Source organism: Pseudomonas sp. N-137 (assembly GCF_034555295.1).
Taxonomy (GTDB): Bacteria; Pseudomonadota; Gammaproteobacteria; order Pseudomonadales; family Pseudomonadaceae; genus Aquipseudomonas; species Aquipseudomonas rhizophila.
In genome coordinates, this window is the sequence record NZ_JAXUDQ010000016.1 from 87,254 (window position 1) to 106,815 (window position 19,562).

The 19,562-nt window shown below is 60.5% G+C and carries 20 protein-coding genes; 15 read left to right on the plus strand and 5 right to left on the minus strand.

The features are described 5' to 3' along the window. The first annotated feature begins 280 nt into the window (after nucleotides 1-280). Complete coding sequence (locus T3A99_RS14845; RefSeq protein ID WP_139051179.1) at nucleotides 281-1,453, plus strand: pyridoxal phosphate-dependent aminotransferase; 1,173 nt, start codon at nucleotides 281-283, stop codon at nucleotides 1,451-1,453. Then, complete coding sequence (sfsA, locus tag T3A99_RS14850; RefSeq protein WP_322834509.1) at nucleotides 1,453-2,193, plus strand: DNA/RNA nuclease SfsA; 741 nt, start codon at nucleotides 1,453-1,455, stop codon at nucleotides 2,191-2,193. Before T3A99_RS14845 ends, sfsA begins: the two co-directional genes overlap by 1 nt. Here sfsA and T3A99_RS14855 read toward each other — a convergent pair. Beyond that, complete coding sequence (locus T3A99_RS14855) at nucleotides 2,143-2,466, minus strand: Rieske (2Fe-2S) protein (RefSeq protein WP_322834510.1); 324 nt, start codon at nucleotides 2,464-2,466, stop codon at nucleotides 2,143-2,145. The two genes, sfsA and T3A99_RS14855, sit on opposite strands and share 51 nt — an antisense overlap. 260 nt (nucleotides 2,467-2,726) lie before the next feature. On the opposite strand from T3A99_RS14855, the gene T3A99_RS14860 reads away from it, so the two are divergent. From T3A99_RS14860 to T3A99_RS14875, 4 genes are read left to right on the plus strand one after another with little or no spacing between them, the layout of a single operon-like run. After that, on the plus strand, nucleotides 2,727-3,605 hold the full coding sequence (locus T3A99_RS14860; protein ID WP_107322943.1) for a heme/hemin ABC transporter substrate-binding protein: 879 nt from the start codon (nucleotides 2,727-2,729) through the stop codon (nucleotides 3,603-3,605). A 50-nt stretch (nucleotides 3,606-3,655) separates the two neighbouring features. Then, nucleotides 3,656-4,639, plus strand: a complete 984-nt coding sequence (locus T3A99_RS14865; protein WP_171061425.1) for a FecCD family ABC transporter permease — start codon at nucleotides 3,656-3,658, stop codon at nucleotides 4,637-4,639. Further along, the gene (locus tag T3A99_RS14870; protein ID WP_322834511.1) at nucleotides 4,639-5,406 is read left to right on the plus strand and encodes a heme ABC transporter ATP-binding protein; all 768 of its coding nucleotides are present in this window, start codon (nucleotides 4,639-4,641) and stop codon (nucleotides 5,404-5,406) included. The genes T3A99_RS14865 and T3A99_RS14870 overlap by 1 nt, the downstream gene beginning before the upstream one ends. A gap of 21 nt (nucleotides 5,407-5,427) precedes the next feature. Continuing rightward, nucleotides 5,428-6,315 carry a ChaN family lipoprotein gene (locus T3A99_RS14875; RefSeq protein WP_322834512.1) on the plus strand — a complete coding sequence of 296 codons (888 nt, stop codon included), beginning with the start codon at nucleotides 5,428-5,430 and terminating at the stop codon, nucleotides 6,313-6,315. A gap of 182 nt (nucleotides 6,316-6,497) precedes the next feature. Here T3A99_RS14875 and T3A99_RS14880 read toward each other — a convergent pair whose 3' ends face one another. The 3 genes from T3A99_RS14880 to T3A99_RS14890 all read right to left on the minus strand — a co-directional run bounded on the left by T3A99_RS14880 (nucleotide 6,498) and on the right by T3A99_RS14890 (nucleotide 8,969). After that, on the minus strand, nucleotides 6,498-6,770 hold the full coding sequence (locus T3A99_RS14880; RefSeq protein ID WP_047229837.1) for a TfoX/Sxy family protein: 273 nt from the start codon (nucleotides 6,768-6,770) through the stop codon (nucleotides 6,498-6,500). A 209-nt stretch (nucleotides 6,771-6,979) separates the two neighbouring features. Next, the gene (locus T3A99_RS14885; RefSeq protein ID WP_047229836.1) at nucleotides 6,980-7,321 is read right to left on the minus strand and encodes a pentapeptide repeat-containing protein; all 342 of its coding nucleotides are present in this window, start codon (nucleotides 7,319-7,321) and stop codon (nucleotides 6,980-6,982) included. Between the two features lie 91 nt (nucleotides 7,322-7,412). After that, nucleotides 7,413-8,969, minus strand: coding sequence for an AAA family ATPase (locus T3A99_RS14890; RefSeq protein WP_076386338.1), 1,557 nt, complete (start codon nucleotides 8,967-8,969; stop codon nucleotides 7,413-7,415). A gap of 127 nt (nucleotides 8,970-9,096) precedes the next feature. Here T3A99_RS14890 and mrcB point away from each other — a divergent pair, with 127 nt between their 5' ends. The 3 genes from mrcB to T3A99_RS14905 are packed head-to-tail and all read left to right on the plus strand — an operon-like array spanning nucleotide 9,097 to nucleotide 12,480. Then, nucleotides 9,097-11,415, plus strand: coding sequence for a penicillin-binding protein 1B (gene mrcB / locus T3A99_RS14895; protein WP_047229834.1), 2,319 nt, complete (start codon nucleotides 9,097-9,099; stop codon nucleotides 11,413-11,415). Nucleotides 11,416-11,431: 16 nt separating this feature from the next. Beyond that, nucleotides 11,432-12,151 carry a tetratricopeptide repeat protein gene (locus T3A99_RS14900; protein ID WP_047229833.1) on the plus strand — a complete coding sequence of 240 codons (720 nt, stop codon included), beginning with the start codon at nucleotides 11,432-11,434 and terminating at the stop codon, nucleotides 12,149-12,151. Continuing rightward, on the plus strand, nucleotides 12,151-12,480 hold the full coding sequence (locus T3A99_RS14905) for a YqcC family protein (RefSeq protein WP_047229832.1): 330 nt from the start codon (nucleotides 12,151-12,153) through the stop codon (nucleotides 12,478-12,480). Before T3A99_RS14900 ends, T3A99_RS14905 begins: the two co-directional genes overlap by 1 nt. A gap of 7 nt (nucleotides 12,481-12,487) precedes the next feature. Here T3A99_RS14905 and T3A99_RS14910 read toward each other — a convergent pair whose 3' ends face one another. Continuing rightward, entirely contained in the window at nucleotides 12,488-12,910 is a 423-nt protein-coding gene (locus tag T3A99_RS14910; RefSeq protein ID WP_047229831.1) for a DUF4124 domain-containing protein, read from the minus strand. Between the two features lie 400 nt (nucleotides 12,911-13,310). Between T3A99_RS14910 and T3A99_RS14915 the strand changes: the two genes are divergently transcribed. The 6 genes from T3A99_RS14915 to msrQ all read left to right on the plus strand — a co-directional run bounded on the left by T3A99_RS14915 (nucleotide 13,311) and on the right by msrQ (nucleotide 19,289). After that, nucleotides 13,311-15,035 (plus strand): acetolactate synthase 3 large subunit, encoded by a 1,725-nt coding sequence (locus T3A99_RS14915; RefSeq protein WP_047229879.1) that lies wholly within the window; start codon nucleotides 13,311-13,313, stop codon nucleotides 15,033-15,035. Between the two features lie 2 nt (nucleotides 15,036-15,037). Then, a complete protein-coding gene (gene ilvN, locus T3A99_RS14920; RefSeq protein WP_003205610.1) occupies nucleotides 15,038-15,529 on the plus strand; it encodes an acetolactate synthase small subunit in 492 nt (163 codons plus the stop codon). A 45-nt stretch (nucleotides 15,530-15,574) separates the two neighbouring features. Further along, nucleotides 15,575-16,591: a ketol-acid reductoisomerase gene (gene ilvC, locus T3A99_RS14925; protein WP_003228216.1), complete on the plus strand. Its 1,017-nt coding sequence runs from the start codon at nucleotides 15,575-15,577 to the stop codon at nucleotides 16,589-16,591. A gap of 143 nt (nucleotides 16,592-16,734) precedes the next feature. Beyond that, complete coding sequence (pssA, locus tag T3A99_RS14930; protein ID WP_076386334.1) at nucleotides 16,735-17,592, plus strand: CDP-diacylglycerol--serine O-phosphatidyltransferase; 858 nt, start codon at nucleotides 16,735-16,737, stop codon at nucleotides 17,590-17,592. Between the two features lie 63 nt (nucleotides 17,593-17,655). Next, the gene (msrP, locus tag T3A99_RS14935) at nucleotides 17,656-18,669 is read left to right on the plus strand and encodes a protein-methionine-sulfoxide reductase catalytic subunit MsrP (RefSeq protein ID WP_322834513.1); all 1,014 of its coding nucleotides are present in this window, start codon (nucleotides 17,656-17,658) and stop codon (nucleotides 18,667-18,669) included. Then, entirely contained in the window at nucleotides 18,669-19,289 is a 621-nt protein-coding gene (msrQ, locus tag T3A99_RS14940; protein WP_274090866.1) for a protein-methionine-sulfoxide reductase heme-binding subunit MsrQ, read from the plus strand. The genes msrP and msrQ overlap by 1 nt, the downstream gene beginning before the upstream one ends. The last annotated feature ends 273 nt before the right edge of the window (nucleotides 19,290-19,562 follow it).

A 19,562-nucleotide genomic window follows, 5' to 3' on the forward strand; every position in this document is an offset into this window, starting at 1 on the left:
GGCCCTGCGGCTGCAAGCGGGCGAACTTACCAGATCAAATCGGGCCGCGCTACTCCCGGTTGTCGAGCCTGCGGTGGCCGGGGCTTGCAAAGCGTGGTCAAGTTCAGTCCGGTGGAGTGACAAACCTGCTCAATGCTTGATTCTAGTCAAGCCTGAGCCGATCGCTGGAGACATTTGCTGCAAGCGGCCGGACCCTGAGTTCGTGCTTGCTTGCGCAGTTGTTTCTGGGTTGGCCGGAGAGTTAGGTAGAATCAGTTCTTTTTTACCAGAAGGAAGGCTAATGGCTCAGCCCTACAGTGCGCGTAGCCGCGCCATCGAACCTTTCCATGTGATGGCGCTCCTGGCCCGTGCCAATGAGCTGCAGGCCGCCGGGCACGATGTCATCCACCTGGAGATCGGCGAGCCGGACTTCACCACGGCTGAGCCGATCATCCAGGCCGGCCAGGCCGCGCTGGCGGCGGGAAAGACCCGTTACACGGCGGCCCGTGGCATCCCCGAGCTGCGCGAAGCCATCGCCGGTTTCTATGGGCAGCGCTACGGTGTGGACATAGACCCACGGCGCATCCTGGTCACGCCGGGCGGATCCGGCGCGTTGCTGCTGACCAGCGCGTTGCTGGTGGACCCTGGCAAGCACTGGCTGTTGGCGGACCCCGGTTACCCCTGCAATCGCCACTTTCTGCGGCTGGTGGAAGGTACGGCTCAATTGGTGCCGGTAGGCCCGGACGTGCGCTACCAGCTGACCCCGGACCTGGTGAACCGCTATTGGGACTCGAACAGCGTGGGTGCGCTGGTCGCGTCGCCGGCCAACCCGACCGGGACGATTCTCAGCCGGGACGAACTGGCCGGCCTGTCCAAGGCAATCAAGGGCCACAACGGTCACTTGGTGGTGGATGAGATCTATCACGGCCTGACTTATGGCACCGATGCCGCGAGCGTGCTGGAAGTCGACGACGAAGCTTTCGTCCTTAATAGCTTTTCCAAGTATTTCGGCATGACCGGCTGGCGGCTGGGCTGGCTGGTGGCCCCTTCGGCGGCTGTTGGTGAGCTGGAGAAGCTGGCGCAGAACCTTTACATCAGTGCGCCGAGCATGGCCCAGTACGCGGCGTTGGCCTGTTTCGAACCGGCGACAATCGAGATATTCGAGCAGCGCCGGGCCGAGTTCGCGCTGCGGCGCGACTTTCTGCTGCCGGCCTTGCGTGATCTGGGGTTCGGCATCGCAGTGGAGCCAGAAGGCGCGTTTTACCTGTATGCCGACATTAGTGCATTCGGCGGCGATGCTTTTGCGTTCTGCCAGCACTTTCTGGAGACCGAGCATGTGGCGTTCACGCCGGGGCTGGATTTCGGTCGCCATCAGGCTGGGCACCATGTGCGTTTCGCCTACACCCAGAGCCTGCCGCGGCTCCAGGAGGCGGTGGAGCGAATCGAGCGCGGACTGCGGAGTTGGCAAGGCTGATGCTTTTTTCACCTGCGCTGGAAGAAGGTCGGCTGATTCGACGTTATAAGCGTTTTCTTGCCGATATCGAGACCGTTCATGGCGAACTGCTGACGATTCATTGCCCCAACACCGGTTCGATGCTCAATTGCATGGCCGAAGGTGCGCGAGTCTGGTTCAGCCGTTCCCGCGATCCCAAGCGCAAATTGCCCGGCACCTGGGAAATAGGCGAGACCCCCCAGGGGCGGTTGGCCTGCATCAACACCGCGCGAGCCAACCCGCTAATCGAAGAGGCCCTGCGTGCCGGGGTCATCAGCGAGCTGAACGGTTTTACCGGGCTCAAGCGTGAAGTGGCTTACGGTCAGGAAAACAGTCGTATCGATTTTCGACTGGACTATGACGAAGGCTCTGCCTGGGTCGAAGTCAAAAGTGTCACGTTGGGTTTTGACGGCACGACCGTGGCGGCGTTTCCCGATGCGGTGACCCAGCGGGGAGCCAGGCATCTGCGCGAACTCGCTCACCTGGCCCGGGACGGCGTGCGGGCGGTGCAGTTGTATTGTGTCAACTTGAGCGGGATCGACGCCGTGCGCCCGGCACAGGAAATCGACCCGCTGTACGCGGCGGCGTTGCGCGACGCTGTGGCCGCGGGCGTGGAAGTGCTGGCTTACGGGGTGACGCTGACGCCCGAGCAAATGTGGGTGGACCGCTCGTTACCGGTGTTGCTCGACCCAGATGCCTTGTTCGTCCTCCCGGCTCTCTAACGCAGCCAGGAACTGCCCGGCGCAGGGGCCGGCGACGCATTCACCGCTTTCGATCAGAAACAGTGCGCCGTGGGTGGCGCACTGGATCAGGCTGGCGCTGGGGTCGAGAAACTCATCGGGCCGCCATTCCAGCGGTACGCCGCGGTGCGGGCAGCGGTTGAGATAGACATACACCTGGCCGGCGCGACGCACCGCCAGCAACTTGCGCCCATCGAGGTCGAAACCGCGACTGCTGTTGTCGGGCAATTCGGCGCCGGTACAAAGAAACTTCATGTGTGTCTCTATTATCAGTGAGCGAGTTTATGTGGGAGCGAGCCTGCTCGCGATAGCGGTCGATCAGCCAGCAGCAATGGGTCGACACACCGCTAATCGCGAGCAGGCTCGCTCCCACAGAGGCAACCCCCCAAAGGTTCATGCTTGACGTCCAAATGAAAACAATTATCAAATGGCGCCTCCTTCGCAGGGGGCTGAGGATACTTTGCCTGAGGGGGTCATGCCCGGCCCTGTGAACATTTCTTCGAGGAATCTGCCCGATGCGCCTGAATATCCGTGTTGTCACGCTCTGTGTCGTCATGTTAGCCAGCCAGGGCTTGGTGGCGGCTGAACTGCCGCAGCGCTGGGTCAGTGCCGGCGGGGCGGTGTCCGAATGGGTCAGCGCGCTGGGCGGTGAGTCGAAACTGGTGGGCGTGGACACCACCAGCCAGCATCCCGAGGCCTTGCGGGATTTACCCAGCATCGGTTATCAGCGACAACTCTCGGCCGAGGGGGTATTGAGCCTGCGTCCGCAAATCCTCGTGGGCACCGAAGAAATGGGGCCGCCACCGGTGCTGTCGCAGATCCGCAGCGCCGGGGTACAGGTTGAACTGTTCTCGGCCACGCCCGACCTGTCGACCCTTCAGGGCAATCTGCGGCACCTGGGTCAACTGCTGGGCGCCGAGGCCAAAGCCGCGCAGTTGTTCGACAGTTATCAACAGCAGCTCAGCCAACAGAAAGCTCGAGTGAGTAAAATCCAGCTTGAGCAACAGGCCCCCGGCGTGTTGCTGTTGGTCGCAAGCTCCGGCGGCAAGCCGATGGTCGCAGGCCTGGGCACCTCCGCCGATTGGCTGGTGCAGCAGGCCGGCGGTCACAACTTGGCGACACACCATGGTTACAAGGCATTTTCGGTGGAGAGCCTGGCCAGCCTGAATCCCGAAGTACTGGTGTTCGCCGATCGCGCGTTGAGTGGCGAAGAAGCGCGTGCGGCGTTGTTCAGGGAAAATCCGATTCTTTCCTCCACCCGTGCCGCCAGGGCCGGGCGCGTTATCGAGCTTGACCCGACACTGTTGGTCGGCGGGCTAGGCCCGCGGTTGCCGCAAAGTCTGGTGAAGCTGACGGCCGGTTTTTACCCGACCGAACCGGCCAAGGCACCATGACCCCTCTGGTCAAACCGCGCACCTTGTTCATTGGCCTGGCCCTGTTGTGTCTGCTGGCGATCTGGCTGTCCCTGGCCCTGGGGCCGGTGAGTTTGCCGCTGTTCGATACCTTGCGCGCGGCGTTGCGCTTGATGGGCTTGCCAGTGGCCGCCGAAGGTCTGGAGCAGGCCGAACTGATCCTCGGCCAGATCCGTCTGCCACGCACCCTGCTGGGGCTGGCGGTGGGCGGGGTATTGGCATTATCCGGGGTGGCGATGCAGGGGCTGTTCCGCAACCCGTTGGCCGACCCGGGGCTGGTCGGGGTGTCCAGCGGTGCGGCACTGGGCGCGGCGTTCGCCATTGTTGGCGGCTCGGCGCTGGGCGGCTTGCCCGAAGCGTTCGGCCCCTATGTGTTGTCGTTGTGTGCGTTCCTCGGCGGGCTTGGGGTTACGGCATTGGTTTATCGCCTCGGCCGGCGCAACGGCCAGACCCATGTCGCGACCATGCTCCTGGCCGGTATCGCCCTGACCGCGCTGTCCGGCTCGGCGGTGGGCTTGTTCACTTACCTGGCGGACGACGCGACCCTGCGCACCTTGACGTTCTGGAACCTGGGGAGCCTGAATGGTGCCAGCTATGCGCGGTTGTGGCCGCTGTTGCTGGTCAGCGTTGGCGTAGCACTCTGGCTGCCACGACGGGCCCGGGCACTCAATGCTCTGTTGCTGGGTGAATCCGAAGCCGCCCATTTGGGCGTTGATGTCGAAGGGCTCAAGCGTGAACTGGTGTTTTGCACGGCCCTGGGGGTTGGCGCGGCAGTGGCGGCGGCGGGCATGATCGGCTTTGTCGGGCTGGTAGTGCCGCATCTGGTACGGTTGATGGCCGGCCCCGATCATCGCGTTCTGTTGCCAGCTTCGGTGCTGGCGGGGGCGAGCCTGCTGCTGTTCGCCGATCTGGTGGCGCGTCTGGCGCTGGCTCCGGCGGAACTGCCGATCGGCATCGTCACGGCATTCATCGGGGCGCCGTTCTTCCTCTATTTATTGCTGCGAGGACGCGCCTGATGTTACGAGCGCAGAACCTGCACATCCAGCGGGGTCGCAAGACCGTGTTGGCTGATGTCAATCTTGATCTGCATCCCGGCCAGGTGCTGGGCGTGCTCGGGCCCAACGGTGCAGGTAAAAGTACTTTGCTGGCGGGGCTGTGCGGTCAATTGCCTCCTGCGCAGGGACAGGTCTGGCTCGATGATCGGCCTTTGTCCCAGTGGGACGGCGCCGAGCGTGCCCGCCGCCTGGCGGTATTGCCGCAGTCATCGACCCTGGATTTTGCCTTCCGCGTCGAGGAAGTAGTCGGCATGGGGCGCCTGCCTCATCAGTGTGGTCGAGTGCGTGACGAGCAAATCGTTGCCTTGGCGTTGCACGCTGCAGACGCGGCGCATCTGCACGGTCGCAGTTACTTGGCGCTGTCGGGCGGCGAGCGTCAGCGGGTGCACCTGGCGCGGGTCTTGGCACAGTTGTGGCCAGGGGAAGCGGGGCAGACCCTGCTGCTCGACGAACCGACCTCGATGCTCGATCCACTGCACCAGCACACCATCCTGCAAGCGGTGCGTGAGTTTGCCGATCGCGGCGCGGCCGTATTGGTGATCCTGCATGACCTGAACCTGGCAGCGCGTTATTGTGATCGCCTGTTGTTGCTCGCGTCCGGCCGGCCGGTGGCCCTGGACACGCCGCAACAAGTGCTGCGCCCGGAACCGCTCGAAGCAGTGTTTGGCCTGGAAGTGCTGGTGCAACCCCATCCGGAGCGCGGACATCCATTGATCATCGCCCGCTGAGGGTTGCCTGAGGATGTAGACGTGCGCCTGATCCTGATTCTGGCATTGAGTGTGCTGACGGCCTGTCAGAGCACTGCGCCGCCCCCGGTCGACGGGCAGATCCTTGATTTGCACAGTGGCCGGGCCATCACGCCTCAAGCGTTGATCGAGCGTCTGGCACGGGCGCCGCGAGTGGTGGTCGGCGAGCAGCACGACAATCCGGATCACCACGCGCTGCAGCTATGGCTGCTTCAGGCCCTGGCCGCGCAACGGGCCCAGGGCAGCCTCCTGCTGGAAATGCTGACACCCCACCAGCAGCCTCGCGTTGACGCGGTCCGCCAGTTACCTGCCTTGCCAACTGATCTTCCCGGTGCCCTGGATTGGTCGCCGGGATGGGACTGGAGCCTGTATGGTCCGGTCGTGGAGTTTGCCCTGACGCAACGCTATCGGTTGTTGGCCGCCAATCTGGACGCCGCCGAGATCCAGCGCGTCTACCGGCAGGCGCCGGACTTGCGAGGCGCCCGTGCGAATGCGGCAAGTGTGAAGGATCAGTTGCTGGAGCAGATTCGCCAATCCCATTGCGGCCTGCTGCCCGAATCTCAGATGCCGGCGATGCTGGCTGTCCAGCAACAACGTGACCGACGCATGGCCGAACGTCTGCTGGCTGCGCCATTGCCTGCGTTGTTGTTCGCCGGTGCCTGGCATGGACGAAAAGACGTCGGGGTGCCGCTGCATGTGCTGGACTTGGGGGCCAGTGAGGCGCCCACCGTCCTGATGCTGGCCGAGGAGGGCAGCGAGATGACATCGGTCATGGCAGATTACGTGTGGTACACCAAGGCCGCTCCCCCTGAGGATTACTGCGCGCAGATGCGTGAACACAGCGCATTTCCTCCAGACAAAAAAAGACCCGACAAAAGTCGGGTCAAATAACCGTGATTAGCCTGATGAGGAGATATCTGAGAGTCCGAACCAAGGGCTATTCAAATATCGACCAGTCTCGCGACCGGATGCGCTAATCATAGCGATTCTCATTACCATGTCAAACGTTGTTTTTTAAATTGGCCCAAATAACTTTCAACCGGAGGTCGTGTGGCGACAAACAAGGAGAATGGTCAGGCTTTGTGACGCGTCGAAACGGCGTCCAATTGTTTGTTCAAGGCTTCCTTGCGTTCGGCGGGGATGTCATTCCAGTGCACATCCATCAATGCGCCCTCAATGGCATAGAGCAACACCTTCGAAGCCCGGAACCCGCGAGTGCGTACTGCGCGATAGGCATCAACCGCTCCGAGGCGACGCAGATCCGAGGCGCTGTGGATGCCCACGGCATGCAGCCACTGGGCTGATGTCTTGCCCAGGTTCTTCAGGTGTTGCAGTTCATCATTCATCGAACCTCCTTGCGACGGCCGACTGGTGCAGTGGGCAAGCTTCTCAGGAGTGTAGCGGTCAGTAGGAAAAACGTGATTCTTTGGTGGGATTTGAAGCAAAAGCTTCTAATGCATTACGCACGATAGGTGGGGGCGCGCGGCAAGATGCAGCGTCCAGCGCAGGCGGGGGCGCTGGAGATCAATTGGGTTGACGGCAGATTCGGCCCGATTCAGCGGGTGCGGTAGCGCAGCCGGGTGCCAAAGTTCATCGACATCAGAATTTCGTCGGCAGACAGTTCTGCCGGGAAATAGGCGCCCGATATTTGCGCATGGGCCAGGCTGGCACCTTCCAGGGACGACTTGCGAAAATCGATGCCGCGCAAATCCGCGGAGCGGAAGTAAGCGTCGGTGAAATCCACGTCGTCGGCATTGAGCTCTCGCAGATCCAGACCACGAAAATCGCCGCCACGCATATCAACCGGGCCTTGTGGCCGTTCGTTGTTGAAACCGGCAATGTCGTCTTCGCGCAGCAAAGCATAAAGCGGGGTACTGAGAAGCTTGGGTAGGCTCATTTCATATCACCTGTTGGTTTTATGACGCCAGTATAGTGCCACTGTTTGACGGCCGTGAAGGGTGGGCAGACTCCACGGCCGAAATAGTTTTTTACAGGCCTGGCAAGCGTTGACGAATCTGCGCGACCACGATGTCGAGCGTGCCGCTTTCATTGGTCTGGACCCGTTTGCTGCACAGGATTTCCGCAGGGGTGAGTGCTTCGCGGCTGGCCTGTTGGGCGGCGATAACGGCCAGATTTGCGTCGGACGGATCTGTCTGATCGGCCTGACGCTGCGCCAGCCTGCTCTCGATAACCGCTTGTGGCGCATTGCAATCGAGGATCAGGAACGGAGCGCCCGTGGCCTCGGCAACTTTCGCCGCAGCATCGCGCTGATCGTGTTTGAGGTACGTGGCGTCGATCACTGCTGGGAAGCCGGCATGCAGGATGACACTGGCGATTTCATGCAAGCGGGCATAAGTGGCGTCGCTGGCGCCGCTGCTATAGATGCCGGCTTGTGGATCATTGGGCACTTGCTGCTCACCAAACAGACGCTTGCGCTCAACGTCCGAGCGCAAGCGAATGGCGCCCAGGGCTTCCACCAGGCGCATCGCGACATGGCTTTTGCCAACGGCCGAAACGCCGTGGGTGATGGCCAGAAAGCGCGAGGGAATGGTGCTGTAGCTTTCGGCCAGGTTCGCGTAGTTGCGGTATTGGCGCAGGGTTGTGGCGCGCTGCACCGGGTCGGCTTCGGCCGGCATGCTGAAGAGCGCGACCTTGGCGCGGACCAGGGCGCGGTAGGCTTTGTAGAAGTTCAGCAGCTCCAGGCCTTGATAGTCGCCGGTCAGCTCCAGGTATTGGCTGACGAAACGTCGCGCCAGCGACTTGAGGCCGCGGTCTTCCAGGTCCATCGCCAGGAATGCAGTGTCGGCATAGACATCGGTGAAGCGGAACGGCTCGTTGAACTCGATGCAGTCGAAAATCACTACCTTGCCATCGATCACCGTGGCGTTGCCCAAGTGGATGTCACCGTGGCATTCGCGGATGAAACCTTCGGCTTTGCGTTGGGTGAACAGCGGTTTGAGGCGTTCGAAGCTGCTTTCGGCCCAGGCTTGCAGGGCTTCGAGCTGCAACAGGTCAGCCTTGTCACTGAGGAACGGACGAATCTGTTCGAAGTTCTGCCGCACCGGTGCCATAACGCTGTCGGGGGTGCCGGCGGCGTTTTCGGCAGGCACGGTGGGCGTAGAGAGATGGAAGCGGGCGATCTGCGCGGCCATTTCGTCAACGTGCGCGGTGGTCAGTTCGCCGTTGGCCTGGAGCGTGCTGAGCAGTTGGCTCTGGGGAAACTGACGCATCTTCAGGGCGTATTCGATGGCCGGACCTTCGCCACCCAGTTGCGGCACTTGCGGGGTGCCGGTAATCGGCATGACTTCCAGGTACAGATCCTGGGTCAGGCGCTGGTTCAAGCGCAGTTCTTCCCCGCAGAAATGCTTGCGTGCCTCGAGGCTGGTGAAATCAAGGAAGCCGAAATTGACCGGTTTTTTGAATTTGTAGGCATACGGCCCGGTGAGCAATACCCAGGAAATGTGGGTCTCGATGACCTGGAACCCTTCGACGGGATGCGGATAGAGGGCCGGGTTTTGCAGGGCAGCGATCAGGGACTGGCTCACGGGCGATCCTTCAGAGACTGGGAAAATTCAAGGCCGTCATTATGGCGGCAAGCCGCGTTAACGCAAACAGGAGGGGGCCGTTGTGTGGTCATGTTGAACCGCGGCAAAGTGCGTATAATCCGCCGCCATGACTCGTACCCGATCCCCCCGTACCCCCAAGAAACCACCCGCCAGTCGCTTGCGGCCCTGGCTGGGCTGGGCCCTTAAACTCAGCCTGGTGGGCCTCGTCGTGCTCGCTGGCTTTGCGGTCTACCTCGATGCCGTGGTCCAGGAGAAGTTCTCCGGCAAGCGCTGGACCATCCCGGCCAAGGTCTACGCCAGGCCCCTGGAGCTGTTCGTCGGACAAAAGCTGAGTCGGGACGATTTCCTGACCGAGCTCGATGCCCTCGGCTATCGCCGTGAAAGCGTTGCCAATGGCCCGGGTGCCGCGTCCGTCAATGGCAATACCGTCGACCTCAATACCCGTGGTTTCCAGTTCTATGAAGGCATGGAGCAGGCGCAGGCGGTGCGAGTGCGCTTCTCCGGCGACTACGTGGCTGCGCTGACCGGTGCCAACAATGCGAAGCTGTCGGTGGTGCGCCTTGAACCGCTGCTGATCGGTGGCCTCTACCCCAAGAACCTTGAAGACCGGATCCTGATCAAGATCGACCAGGTGCCGCCGTTCCTGCTCGATACGCTGATCGCTGTCGAGGACCGCGATTTCTACCATCACTTCGGCGTCTCGCCCAAGTCGATTGCCCGGGCCATCTGGGTCAACACCTCCTCGGGCCGTATGCGCCAGGGCGGCAGTACCTTGACCCAGCAATTGGTCAAGAACTTCTATTTGACCAACGAGCGCAGCCTCAGCCGCAAGCTTACCGAAGCCATGATGGCGCTGTTGCTGGAACTGCACTACGACAAGCGGGAGATTCTCGAGGCGTACCTCAACGAGGTCTTCGTCGGTCAGGACGGCCAGCGGGCGGTTCACGGTTTCGGCCTGGCCAGCCAGTTCTTCTTCAGCCAGCCGCTGTCCGAGCTCAAGCTGCATCAGGTGGCATTGCTGGTGGGGATGGTGAAAGGGCCGTCCTCCTACAACCCGCGGCGTAATCCAGAGCGTGCCCTCGAGCGGCGCAATCTGGTACTCGACTTACTGCAACAGCAAGGCGTGGCAACGGCCGAGCAAGTCGAAGCGGCGAAGAAGATGCCTTTGGGCGTAACCAAGCGCGGCAGTCTGGCCGACAGCTCGTTTCCTGGTTTCATGGACCTGGTCAAGCGTCAACTGCGTGAGGACTACCGCGACGAAGACTTGACCGAAGAAGGCCTGCGGATCTTCACCAGTTTCGACCCGATCCTGCAGATGAAGGCCGAAGCATCGGTCAATGACACCTTCAAGCGACTGGCCGGGCGCAAGGGCTCTGATGAAGTGGAAGCCGCGATGGTGGTGACCAACCCGGAAACCGGCGAAGTCCAGGCCATGATCGGCAGTCGGCAGGCCAGTTTTGCCGGTTTCAACCGGGCGCTCGATGCGGTCCGCCCGATCGGCTCCCTGATCAAGCCGGCGGTCTACCTCACCGCCCTGGAAAAACCGAGCCAGTACACCCTGACCAGTTGGCTGTCCGACGAGGCGTTCTCGGTCAAGGGCGCGGACGGCCAGGTGTGGAAGCCGCAAAATTATGATCGCCGCTCCCACGGTACGGTGTTCCTGTACCAGGGGCTTGCGCATTCCTACAACCTGTCGACGGCTCGCCTCGGGCTTGAAATCGGCGTGCCGAATGTCCTCAAGACCTTGGCCCGCCTGGGTGTCAGTCGCGAATTCCCGGCATTCCCATCGATGCTGCTGGGAGCCGGTGGCCTCACGCCGATTGAAGTGGCAGCCATGTACCAGACACTGGCCAACGGTGGCTTCAACACGCCGATGCGCGGCATTCGCAGCGTGCTTACCGCCGACGGCGAGCCGCTCAAGCGCTATCCGTTCCAGATCCAACAGCGTTTTGATCCCGCGTCCATTTATCTGATCCAGAGCGCCATGCAACGGGTCATGCGTGAAGGCACCGGCAGTTCGGTTTATAACGTACTACCGCGTAACCTGACCCTGGCGGGCAAGACCGGTACCAGCAACGACTCGCGCGACAGCTGGTTTGCCGGTTTCAGCCAGGACCTGCTGGCAGTGGTCTGGCTCGGCCGTGACGACAATGGCAAGACCCCGTTCACTGGCGCCACCGGTGCATTGCAGGTCTGGACCAGTTTCATGCGCAAGGCCGATCCGTTGCCGCTGGACATGCCGCAACCAGACAATATCGTTCAGGCCTGGGTGGATTCGCGCACCGGCCAAGGCTCCGACGCCAGTTGCCCGGGCGCGGTGCAGATGCCGTATATTCGCGGCAGCGAACCACCACCCGGTGCAGCCTGTGGCATTCCAAACCCCGCCGAATCGGTCATGGATTGGGTCAAGGACTGGATGAATTAAGCAAAGAGGGTTTCAAGTGAACAAGTGGTTGATTCCAGCGGTTACGGCCGTGGCATTGCTCAGCGGTTGCTCTACCGTACAACGCGGTTCGATTCCGGTTGTCGATTCCGGCACTGCCGTTTCCAATAGCGAGCGGGTCTCGGCCAATGGCGGTTTCCGTCAAACGACGGTGCAGCGGCCGGTGCAGGGACAGGTCCAGGCGATTCCCCAGGGCGATACCGGTGTCGTCGTGATGGTGCCCGGTGGCGGCGCCACGACGTCGGCACCGATCAGCAGCACACCGATCACGCCAGGGCCGATCACGCCGGGCCCTATCGATACCTCACCGATCGACCAAGGCAGCTTCAACATGCCTTCTGCGCCGAGCAGCATTCCCTCGACCAGCTCGGGAGGCCTGTCCGCTGATGAACAATTGGACGGTCCAGTACTGGCATTGCTCACCACAGCCCAACAGCAACAGGCCGGTGGTGACCTCAATGGTGCGTCCTCCAGCCTTGAGCGAGCCCAGCGTGTTGCGCCGCGTGAACCCCAGGTTCTCTATCGCCTGGCCCAGGTGCGCATGGCCCAGGGCGATGCGCCGCAAGCCGAGCAACTGGCCCGCCGTGGCCTGACATTCGCCAACGGTCGTCCGGCGCTTCAGGCCAGCCTGTGGGAATTGATCGCTCAGGCCCGTGAGAAACAAGGCGACTCCGCCGGCGCGGCATTGGCCCGTCAGAAGGCCAAGGTTTCGCTCTGATGGATACGCGTTTTCCCAAGATCGCCGATCAGTTGCTGCTGATTGAGCGGGAGTTGCGGGTCCAGGGCTGGTGGAGCAGCGTTTCGCCGTCGGCCGAGGCGTTGGCCAGTGTCGAGCCGTTCGCGGTCGACACGCTGGACTTCGAGCAATGGCTGCAATGGATTTTCCTGCCGCGCATGAAAGCCATCCTGGAAAATGACCTGCCGCTGCCCAACGCCTCGGGCATCCTGGAGATGGCTCAAATGGTCTATGCCCAGCGGCCGGGCCAAGGCGTGGAGTTGCAGCGACTGTTGGCGCAGTTCGACCAATTGATCAGCGACGTTAACTGACCGCCATTTATTGGCAGTGCTCCTCGATCTGCTTGCGGGTTTCGTCGATGCGCTGGCGCCGCTCCTCTTCTGTGAGGCGGCGCATTTCCCCTTCCACATCCTCGCGTACCCGCGGGTTGTTCTGCAGTTGCGCCAGATTGGTCCGAGTCTGTTCGCAGAAGGCCTTGAGCTGGGCTTGCTGCTCGGCAATCTGTTGCTTGACCTGTTGGTCAATCGCCTTCTGGTCACCAATGACCCCGGCAGGCGGGGGGGCTGCTGGCTTGGCGGCGGAAGGGGAGGACTTGATCACCGTTGTGGCCTGTCCTCCAGGCGGTGGCTGGGAGCCAAAGTGGGTAACCCCTTGGGCGTCCACCCATTTATAGACCTGACCGGCCATGCACATCGGGCTCAGGCCAACCAGCAGGCTGGCCGTCAAGAAGAACATTCGCATGCTGTTTCCTTGTCATGGGTTGCGCAATTGAAGCTAACACAGTTGCTGTTTAAAGGTTTTTTCTTGCGTTCTCATGCGCTTACTTCGAATAAAGCACATTGACGGCTTGACTTGCAGAGGGCGAAACAGAAGAATCCAAAGTCCGCTGTAGAGGGACTGCCAGAAGCAGGCCCACTCGGCAGATCATGAGGCGCACATCCGCGCCGACCTGTTACACCCGCAACGCGTTACCTCGCGCTGGGTGGGAAAGGCCCGCAACACTTGGGACGATCCCAATACTTGCTCAGTCAGTGCTGACGTAGTCGGCGACCACCGTCGCTCATGCTCTGCCGAGAAGTAAACCTATTAAGACCCGTCCCTTTTTGTGGGCCGGTATTCTGGCGTTTTAGAGGTGAACAACGTGGAGCTTTTATCTGGCGGTGAGATGCTCGTCCGCTTTTTGCGTGACGAAGGCGTCAAATATATCTACGGGTACCCCGGTGGTGCTCTTCTTCATGTCTATGATGCCCTGTTCAAAGAACCGGAAGTGACCCACATCCTGGTTCGTCATGAGCAAGCGGCGACCCACATGGCTGACGGTTATGCCCGTGCCACCGGTAAAGCCGGCGTGGTCCTGGTGACTTCCGGCCCTGGCGCCACGAACGCCATCACCGGTATCGCCACGGCGTACATGGACTCTATCCCGATGGTGATCATCTCCGGTCAGGTGCCCAGCACCATGGTCGGCACCGACGCGTTCCAGGAAACCGACATGATCGGTATTTCCCGGCCGATCGTGAAGCACAGCTTCATGATCAAGCACGCTTCGGAGATCCCGGAGGTCATGAAGAAGGCGTTCTACCTGGCTGAATCCGGTCGTCCGGGCCCGGTTGTGGTCGATGTCCCGAAAGACATGACCAACCCGGCCGAGAAGTTCGAATACATTTTCCCCAAGAAAGCCAAGCTGCGTTCCTACAGCCCGGCTGTGCGCGGTCACTCCGGGCAAATCCGCAAGGCAGCCGAAATGCTGCTGGCGGCCAAGCGTCCGGTGCTGTACTCGGGTGGCGGCGTTATCCTCGGTGGTGGCTCCGCGCCGCTGACCGAATTGGCGAAAATGCTCAACCTGCCGGTCACCAATACGCTGATGGGGTTGGGCGCCTACCCGGGCACTGACCGTCAGTTCATCGGCATGCTCGGCATGCACGGCAGCTATACCGCCAACCTGGCGATGCACCATGCCGATGTGATTCTGGCGGTCGGCGCGCGTTTCGACGACCGTGTCATCAACGGCCCGGCGAAATTCTGCCCGAACGCCAAGATCATCCATATCGACATCGACCCGGCGTCGATCTCCAAGACCATCAAGGCAGACGTGCCGATTGTCGGTCCTGTGGAGAGCGTGCTGAGCGAAATGGTCGCCATCCTCAAGGAAATCGGCGAGGCTCCGAACAAGGAGTCCGTGGCCAGTTGGTGGAAGCAGGTTGATGAGTGGCGCGGTGATCGTGGCCTGTTCCCTTACGACAAGGGCGACGGCAGCGTGATCAAGCCACAGACCGTGATCGAAACCCTGTGCGAAGTGACCAAGGGCGATGCCTTTGTGACCTCCGACGTGGGCCAGCACCAGATGTTCGCCGCGCAGTATTACAAGTTCAACAAGCCCAACCGCTGGATCAACTCCGGTGGTCTGGGCACCATGGGCTTCGGTTTCCCGGCGGCCATGGGCGTCAAGTTGAGCTTTCCGGATAGCGACGTCGCCTGTGTCACGGGCGAGGGCAGTATCCAGATGAACATCCAGGAGCTGTCGACCTGCCTGCAGTACGGTTTGCCGGTGAAAATCGTCAACCTGAACAACGGCGTACTGGGCATGGTTCGCCAGTGGCAGGACATGAGCTACGGCAGCCGTCACTCGCACTCCTACATGGAGTCGTTGCCGGACTTCGTCAAGCTGGTCGAAGCCTATGGTCACGTGGGCATCCGCATCACTGACCTGAAGGACTTGAAGTCCGGGCTCGAAGAAGCTTTCGCCATGAAGGATCGCCTGGTGTTCCTCGATATCAAGGTCGATACCAGCGAGCACGTCTACCCGATGCAGATCAAAGACGGCTCCATGCGCGATATGTGGCTGAGCAAGACGGAGCGTACCTAATCATGCGACATATTATTTCCCTGCTTCTGGAAAACGAACCGGGTGCTCTGTCTCGCGTAGTGGGCCTGTTTTCGCAGCGCAACTACAACATCGAAAGCCTGACCGTGGCGCCAACCGAAGACCCGACCCTGTCGCGTCTGACGCTGACCACTGTGGGGCACGATGAAATCATCGAGCAGATCACCAAGAACCTGAACAAGCTGATCGAGGTGGTCAAGCTGGTGGACCTGTCGGAAAGCGCGCACATCGAGCGCGAGCTGATGCTGGTCAAGGTCAAGGCCACCGGTGCCCAGCGCGCCGAGATCAAACGCACTACCGATATTTATCGTGGGCAGATCGTCGATGTCAGCGCCAGCGTCTATACCGTTCAGTTGACCGGTACCAGCGACAAGCTCGACAGCTTCATTCAATCGATCGGCACTGCCTCGATTCTGGAAACCGTACGCAGTGGCGTCACCGGGATTGCCCGTGGCGACAAAGTACTGAGCATCTAAACCAAATTAGCGAATGGCCTGAATGGCCGGAAATAGGGGTAATTCATGAAAGTTTTCTACGATAAAGACTGCGACCTGTCGATCATCCAGGGCAAGAAAGTCGCCATCATCGGTTACGGTTCCCAAGGCCACGCCCAGGCGTGCAACCTCAAGGACTCCGGTGTTGACGTGACCGTCGGCCTGCGTAAAGGCTCGGCCACCGTTGCCAAGGCCGAGGCCCATGGCCTGAAAGTCACCGACGTGGCTTCTGCCGTTGCCGCCGCCGACCTGGTCATGATCCTGACCCCGGACGAGTTCCAGTCTTCGCTGTACAAGAACGAAATCGAACCGAACATCAAGAAAGGCGCCACCCTGGCCTTCTCCCACGGTTTCGCGATTCACTACAACCAGGTAGTGCCACGCGCCGACCTCGACGTGATCATGATCGCGCCGAAGGCCCCGGGCCACACCGTTCGTTCCGAATTCGTGAAGGGCGGCGGTATCCCTGACCTGATCGCGATCTATCAGGACGCCTCCGGCAACGCCAAGAACGTCGCTCTGTCCTACGCTGCCGGTGTTGGCGGCGGCCGTACCGGCATCATCGAAACCACCTTCAAGGACGAAACCGAAACCGACCTGTTCGGCGAACAAGCCGTTCTGTGCGGCGGTACTGTCGAGCTGGTCAAGGCCGGTTTCGAAACCCTGGTTGAAGCTGGCTACGCGCCGGAAATGGCCTACTTCGAATGCCTGCACGAACTGAAGCTGATCGTTGACCTCATGTACGAAGGCGGTATCGCCAACATGAACTACTCGATCTCCAACAACGCTGAATACGGCGAGTACGTGACGGGTCCGGAAGTGATCAACGCCGAATCCCGCCAGGCCATGCGTAACGCCCTGAAACGTATTCAGGACGGCGAATACGCCAAGATGTTCATCAGCGAAGGCGCTACCGGCTATCCTTCGATGACCGCCAAGCGTCGCAACAACGCCGCTCACGGTATCGAAATCATTGGCGAGCAGCTGCGCTCGATGATGCCGTGGATCGGTGCCAACAAGATCGTCGACAAAGCCAAGAACTAAGTCGCGAGCTTGATCGGAAAACGCGGCCCTGGCCGCGTTTTTTCGTTTGGGCGGTGGCTTCTGGTATAAAGCTGCATCGTTTGCGGCCGAACCCTCGTCCCAGACACCTGTCGAATTTTTCACACCGTTGCAAGGTACTGTCCATGAGCGAACGCCCCGACGAGCCCAACCAGGCTCCTGACGCCGAAAGCCTGCTGCCCATCGATGAGCACGTCGAAGAAGGACATGACGCTGAAGGCCGTAAGGTCCGGCACCGTGGCATCTATCTGCTGCCGAATCTGTTCACCACCGCGAACCTGTTCGCCGGTTTCTATTCCATCATCAGCTCCATGAGCGCCCAAGCGGCCTTGAGCGCCGGCGATAGCGCCGGGGCGAGTCGTTACTTTGCCTTCGCTGCCATCGCGATCTTTGTCGCCATGGTGCTCGATGGCCTGGACGGGCGTGTGGCCCGCATGACCAATACCCAGAGCGCGTTCGGTGCCGAGTACGATTCGCTGTCGGACATGGTCGCTTTCGGCGTGGCCCCGGCCTTGCTGGCGTTCGGTTGGGCGCTGGGGGACATGGGCAAGGTTGGCTGGATGGTCGCTTTCATCTATGTCGCCGGTGCCGCGTTGCGTCTGGCACGTTTCAATACCCAGGTCGGTACGGCCGACAAGCGCTACTTCATCGGCTTGGCGAGTCCTGCCGCGGCGGGTGTCGTAGCCGGTGTTGTCTGGGCTTTCAGCGACTACGGTATCCAGGGATCGAAGATGTCGTTCCTTGTGGCGCTGCTGGTAGCGGCGGCCGGTATGCTGATGGTCAGCAACATCAAGTACAACAGCTTCAAGGAGCTGGATCTCAAAGGGCGGGTGCCGTTCGTTGCGATTCTGGCGGTGGTGCTGGTGTTCGCGGTGGTCTTCAGTGATCCGCCACGTATCTTGTTGCTGGTATTCCTCGCCTATGCCGCTTCCGGCCCGGTTCAATACCTGTTGCGCCTGCGCCGACACAAAAAAGCCGAGTGATGTAATTTCCCTCATACTCCGCAGTCTATTGGTGCATCTGCCCTCCAATGCTGCGGAGTTGTCATGCTGATCAAGATCCCCAAGTCGTCCGACTGCCTTGAGTCGGACGTCACGCCAGAATCCCTCTATCTATCCCGTCGCCAAATGCTTGGGGCCGCCATGGCGGGGCTTGCCGTCAGCGGTCTTCCGCGTTGGGCCAGTGCTGGCGATGTTGCGCGTTATGCGGATGTCGAGCCCGGCAAGGCGCCGTCCTGGTTTGCCGAGAAGCTGCCGTCCACCCAATGGGGCGCGGTTACGGTCAAGGATGAGTCCATCACCCCTTTTAAAGACGCCACCCATTACAACAATTTCTATGAGTTCGGAACCGGCAAAGGTGATCCGGCGGCCAATGCCGGATCCTTGAAAACCGAGCCCTGGAGTGTGGTGGTGGATGGAGAGGTGGGCAGGCCGGGGCGCTATGCCTTGGAAGACTTCATGAAGCCTTACCAGTTGGAGGAGCGAATCTATCGCCTGCGGTGCGTGGAGGCCTGGTCCATGGTTATCCCATGGATTGGCTTTCCCATTTCGGCGTTGCTCAAGCAGGTCGAGCCGACCTCCAAGGCCAAGTACATTCGTTTCGAAACCCTGCAGGATCCCAAGACTATGCCAGGGCAGCGCTCAGGGTTTGCTTTGATCGACTGGCCTTATGTCGAGGGCTTGCGACTGGATGAAGCGATGAATCCGCTGGCAATCATGGCGGTTGGGATGTATGGGCGAGAGTTGCCGAATCAGAACGGTGCACCGTTGCGCTTGGTGGTGCCGTGGAAGTACGGGTTCAAAAGTGTGAAGTCCATTGTGCGCATCAGTCTGGTCAGCGAGCAGCCCAAGACCACCTGGCAGAGCATTGCGTCCGACGAGTACGGCTTTTACGCCAACGTCAATCCGACGGTCGATCACCCGCGTTGGACCCAGGCACGGGAGCGCCGTCTGCCGAGCGGGCTGTTCAGTCCTAACGTGCGCGATACGTTGATGTTCAACGGCTATCAGGATGAAGTCGCTTCTTTATATGCAGGGATGGACTTGAGGAAGGACTACTGATGCGTTTTCCAGTCTGGCGAATCGGCGTCTTTGTCGCGGCGGCGGTTTGGCCGTTGCTCTGGCTCTACGAAGCGTTGATGAATAAGTTGGGGCCTGACCCAGGCAAGGTGCTGGTGGATCGGCTCGGGTTGGGCACGCTTATTTTGTTGTTGATCACCTTGAGCATGACGCCGTTGCAGAAACTCACGGGGTGGGCAGGGTGGATCGCGGTCAGGCGTCAGCTGGGATTGTGGTGCTTTGCTTATGTGGTGCTGCATTTGAGTGGGTATACGGCGTTCATCCTGGGGTTCGATTGGTCGCAACTGGGCGTCGAGCTGAGCAAGCGACCTTATATTATCGTCGGAGCGCTCGGGTTTCTGGGGCTCTTGGCGCTGGCGATTACTTCCAATCGCTACAGTCAGCGGCGACTGGGCGCGCGCTGGAAAAAACTGCATCGCCTGGTTTATCCGATCTTGGGCCTTGGATTGCTGCATATGTTGTGGATTGTGCGGGCGGATCTTAAGGAGTGGTCGATTTACGCCTTTATAGGTGCTGTGCTTTTGATGCTTCGAATTCCTGTGGTTACGCGCCGGATGCCGCGTTTAATTGGACGCAAAGCACCTTCTGCAACAAAAGCGTAATTAACGCTTGACGGCAAATTCTGGACGTCTATAATTCGCCCCACTTCCGGCGCAGTCGAAGCGGAAAACTCCTTGAGTTTCAATGAGTTAAACGATTTTAGGCGGCGCAGGGCTTCAGGTCATCGAAGCTTGGGAAGTAGTTGGTGGGGCGGTTTTCCTGGCTCCGTTAACGGTTCGATCTTCTCGATCGAAAGCGGTCAAAAAGAGGTGTTGACAGCAGCGAGTAACGCTGTAGAATTCGCCTCCCGCTAACGAGAGATCGGAAGCGCAAGT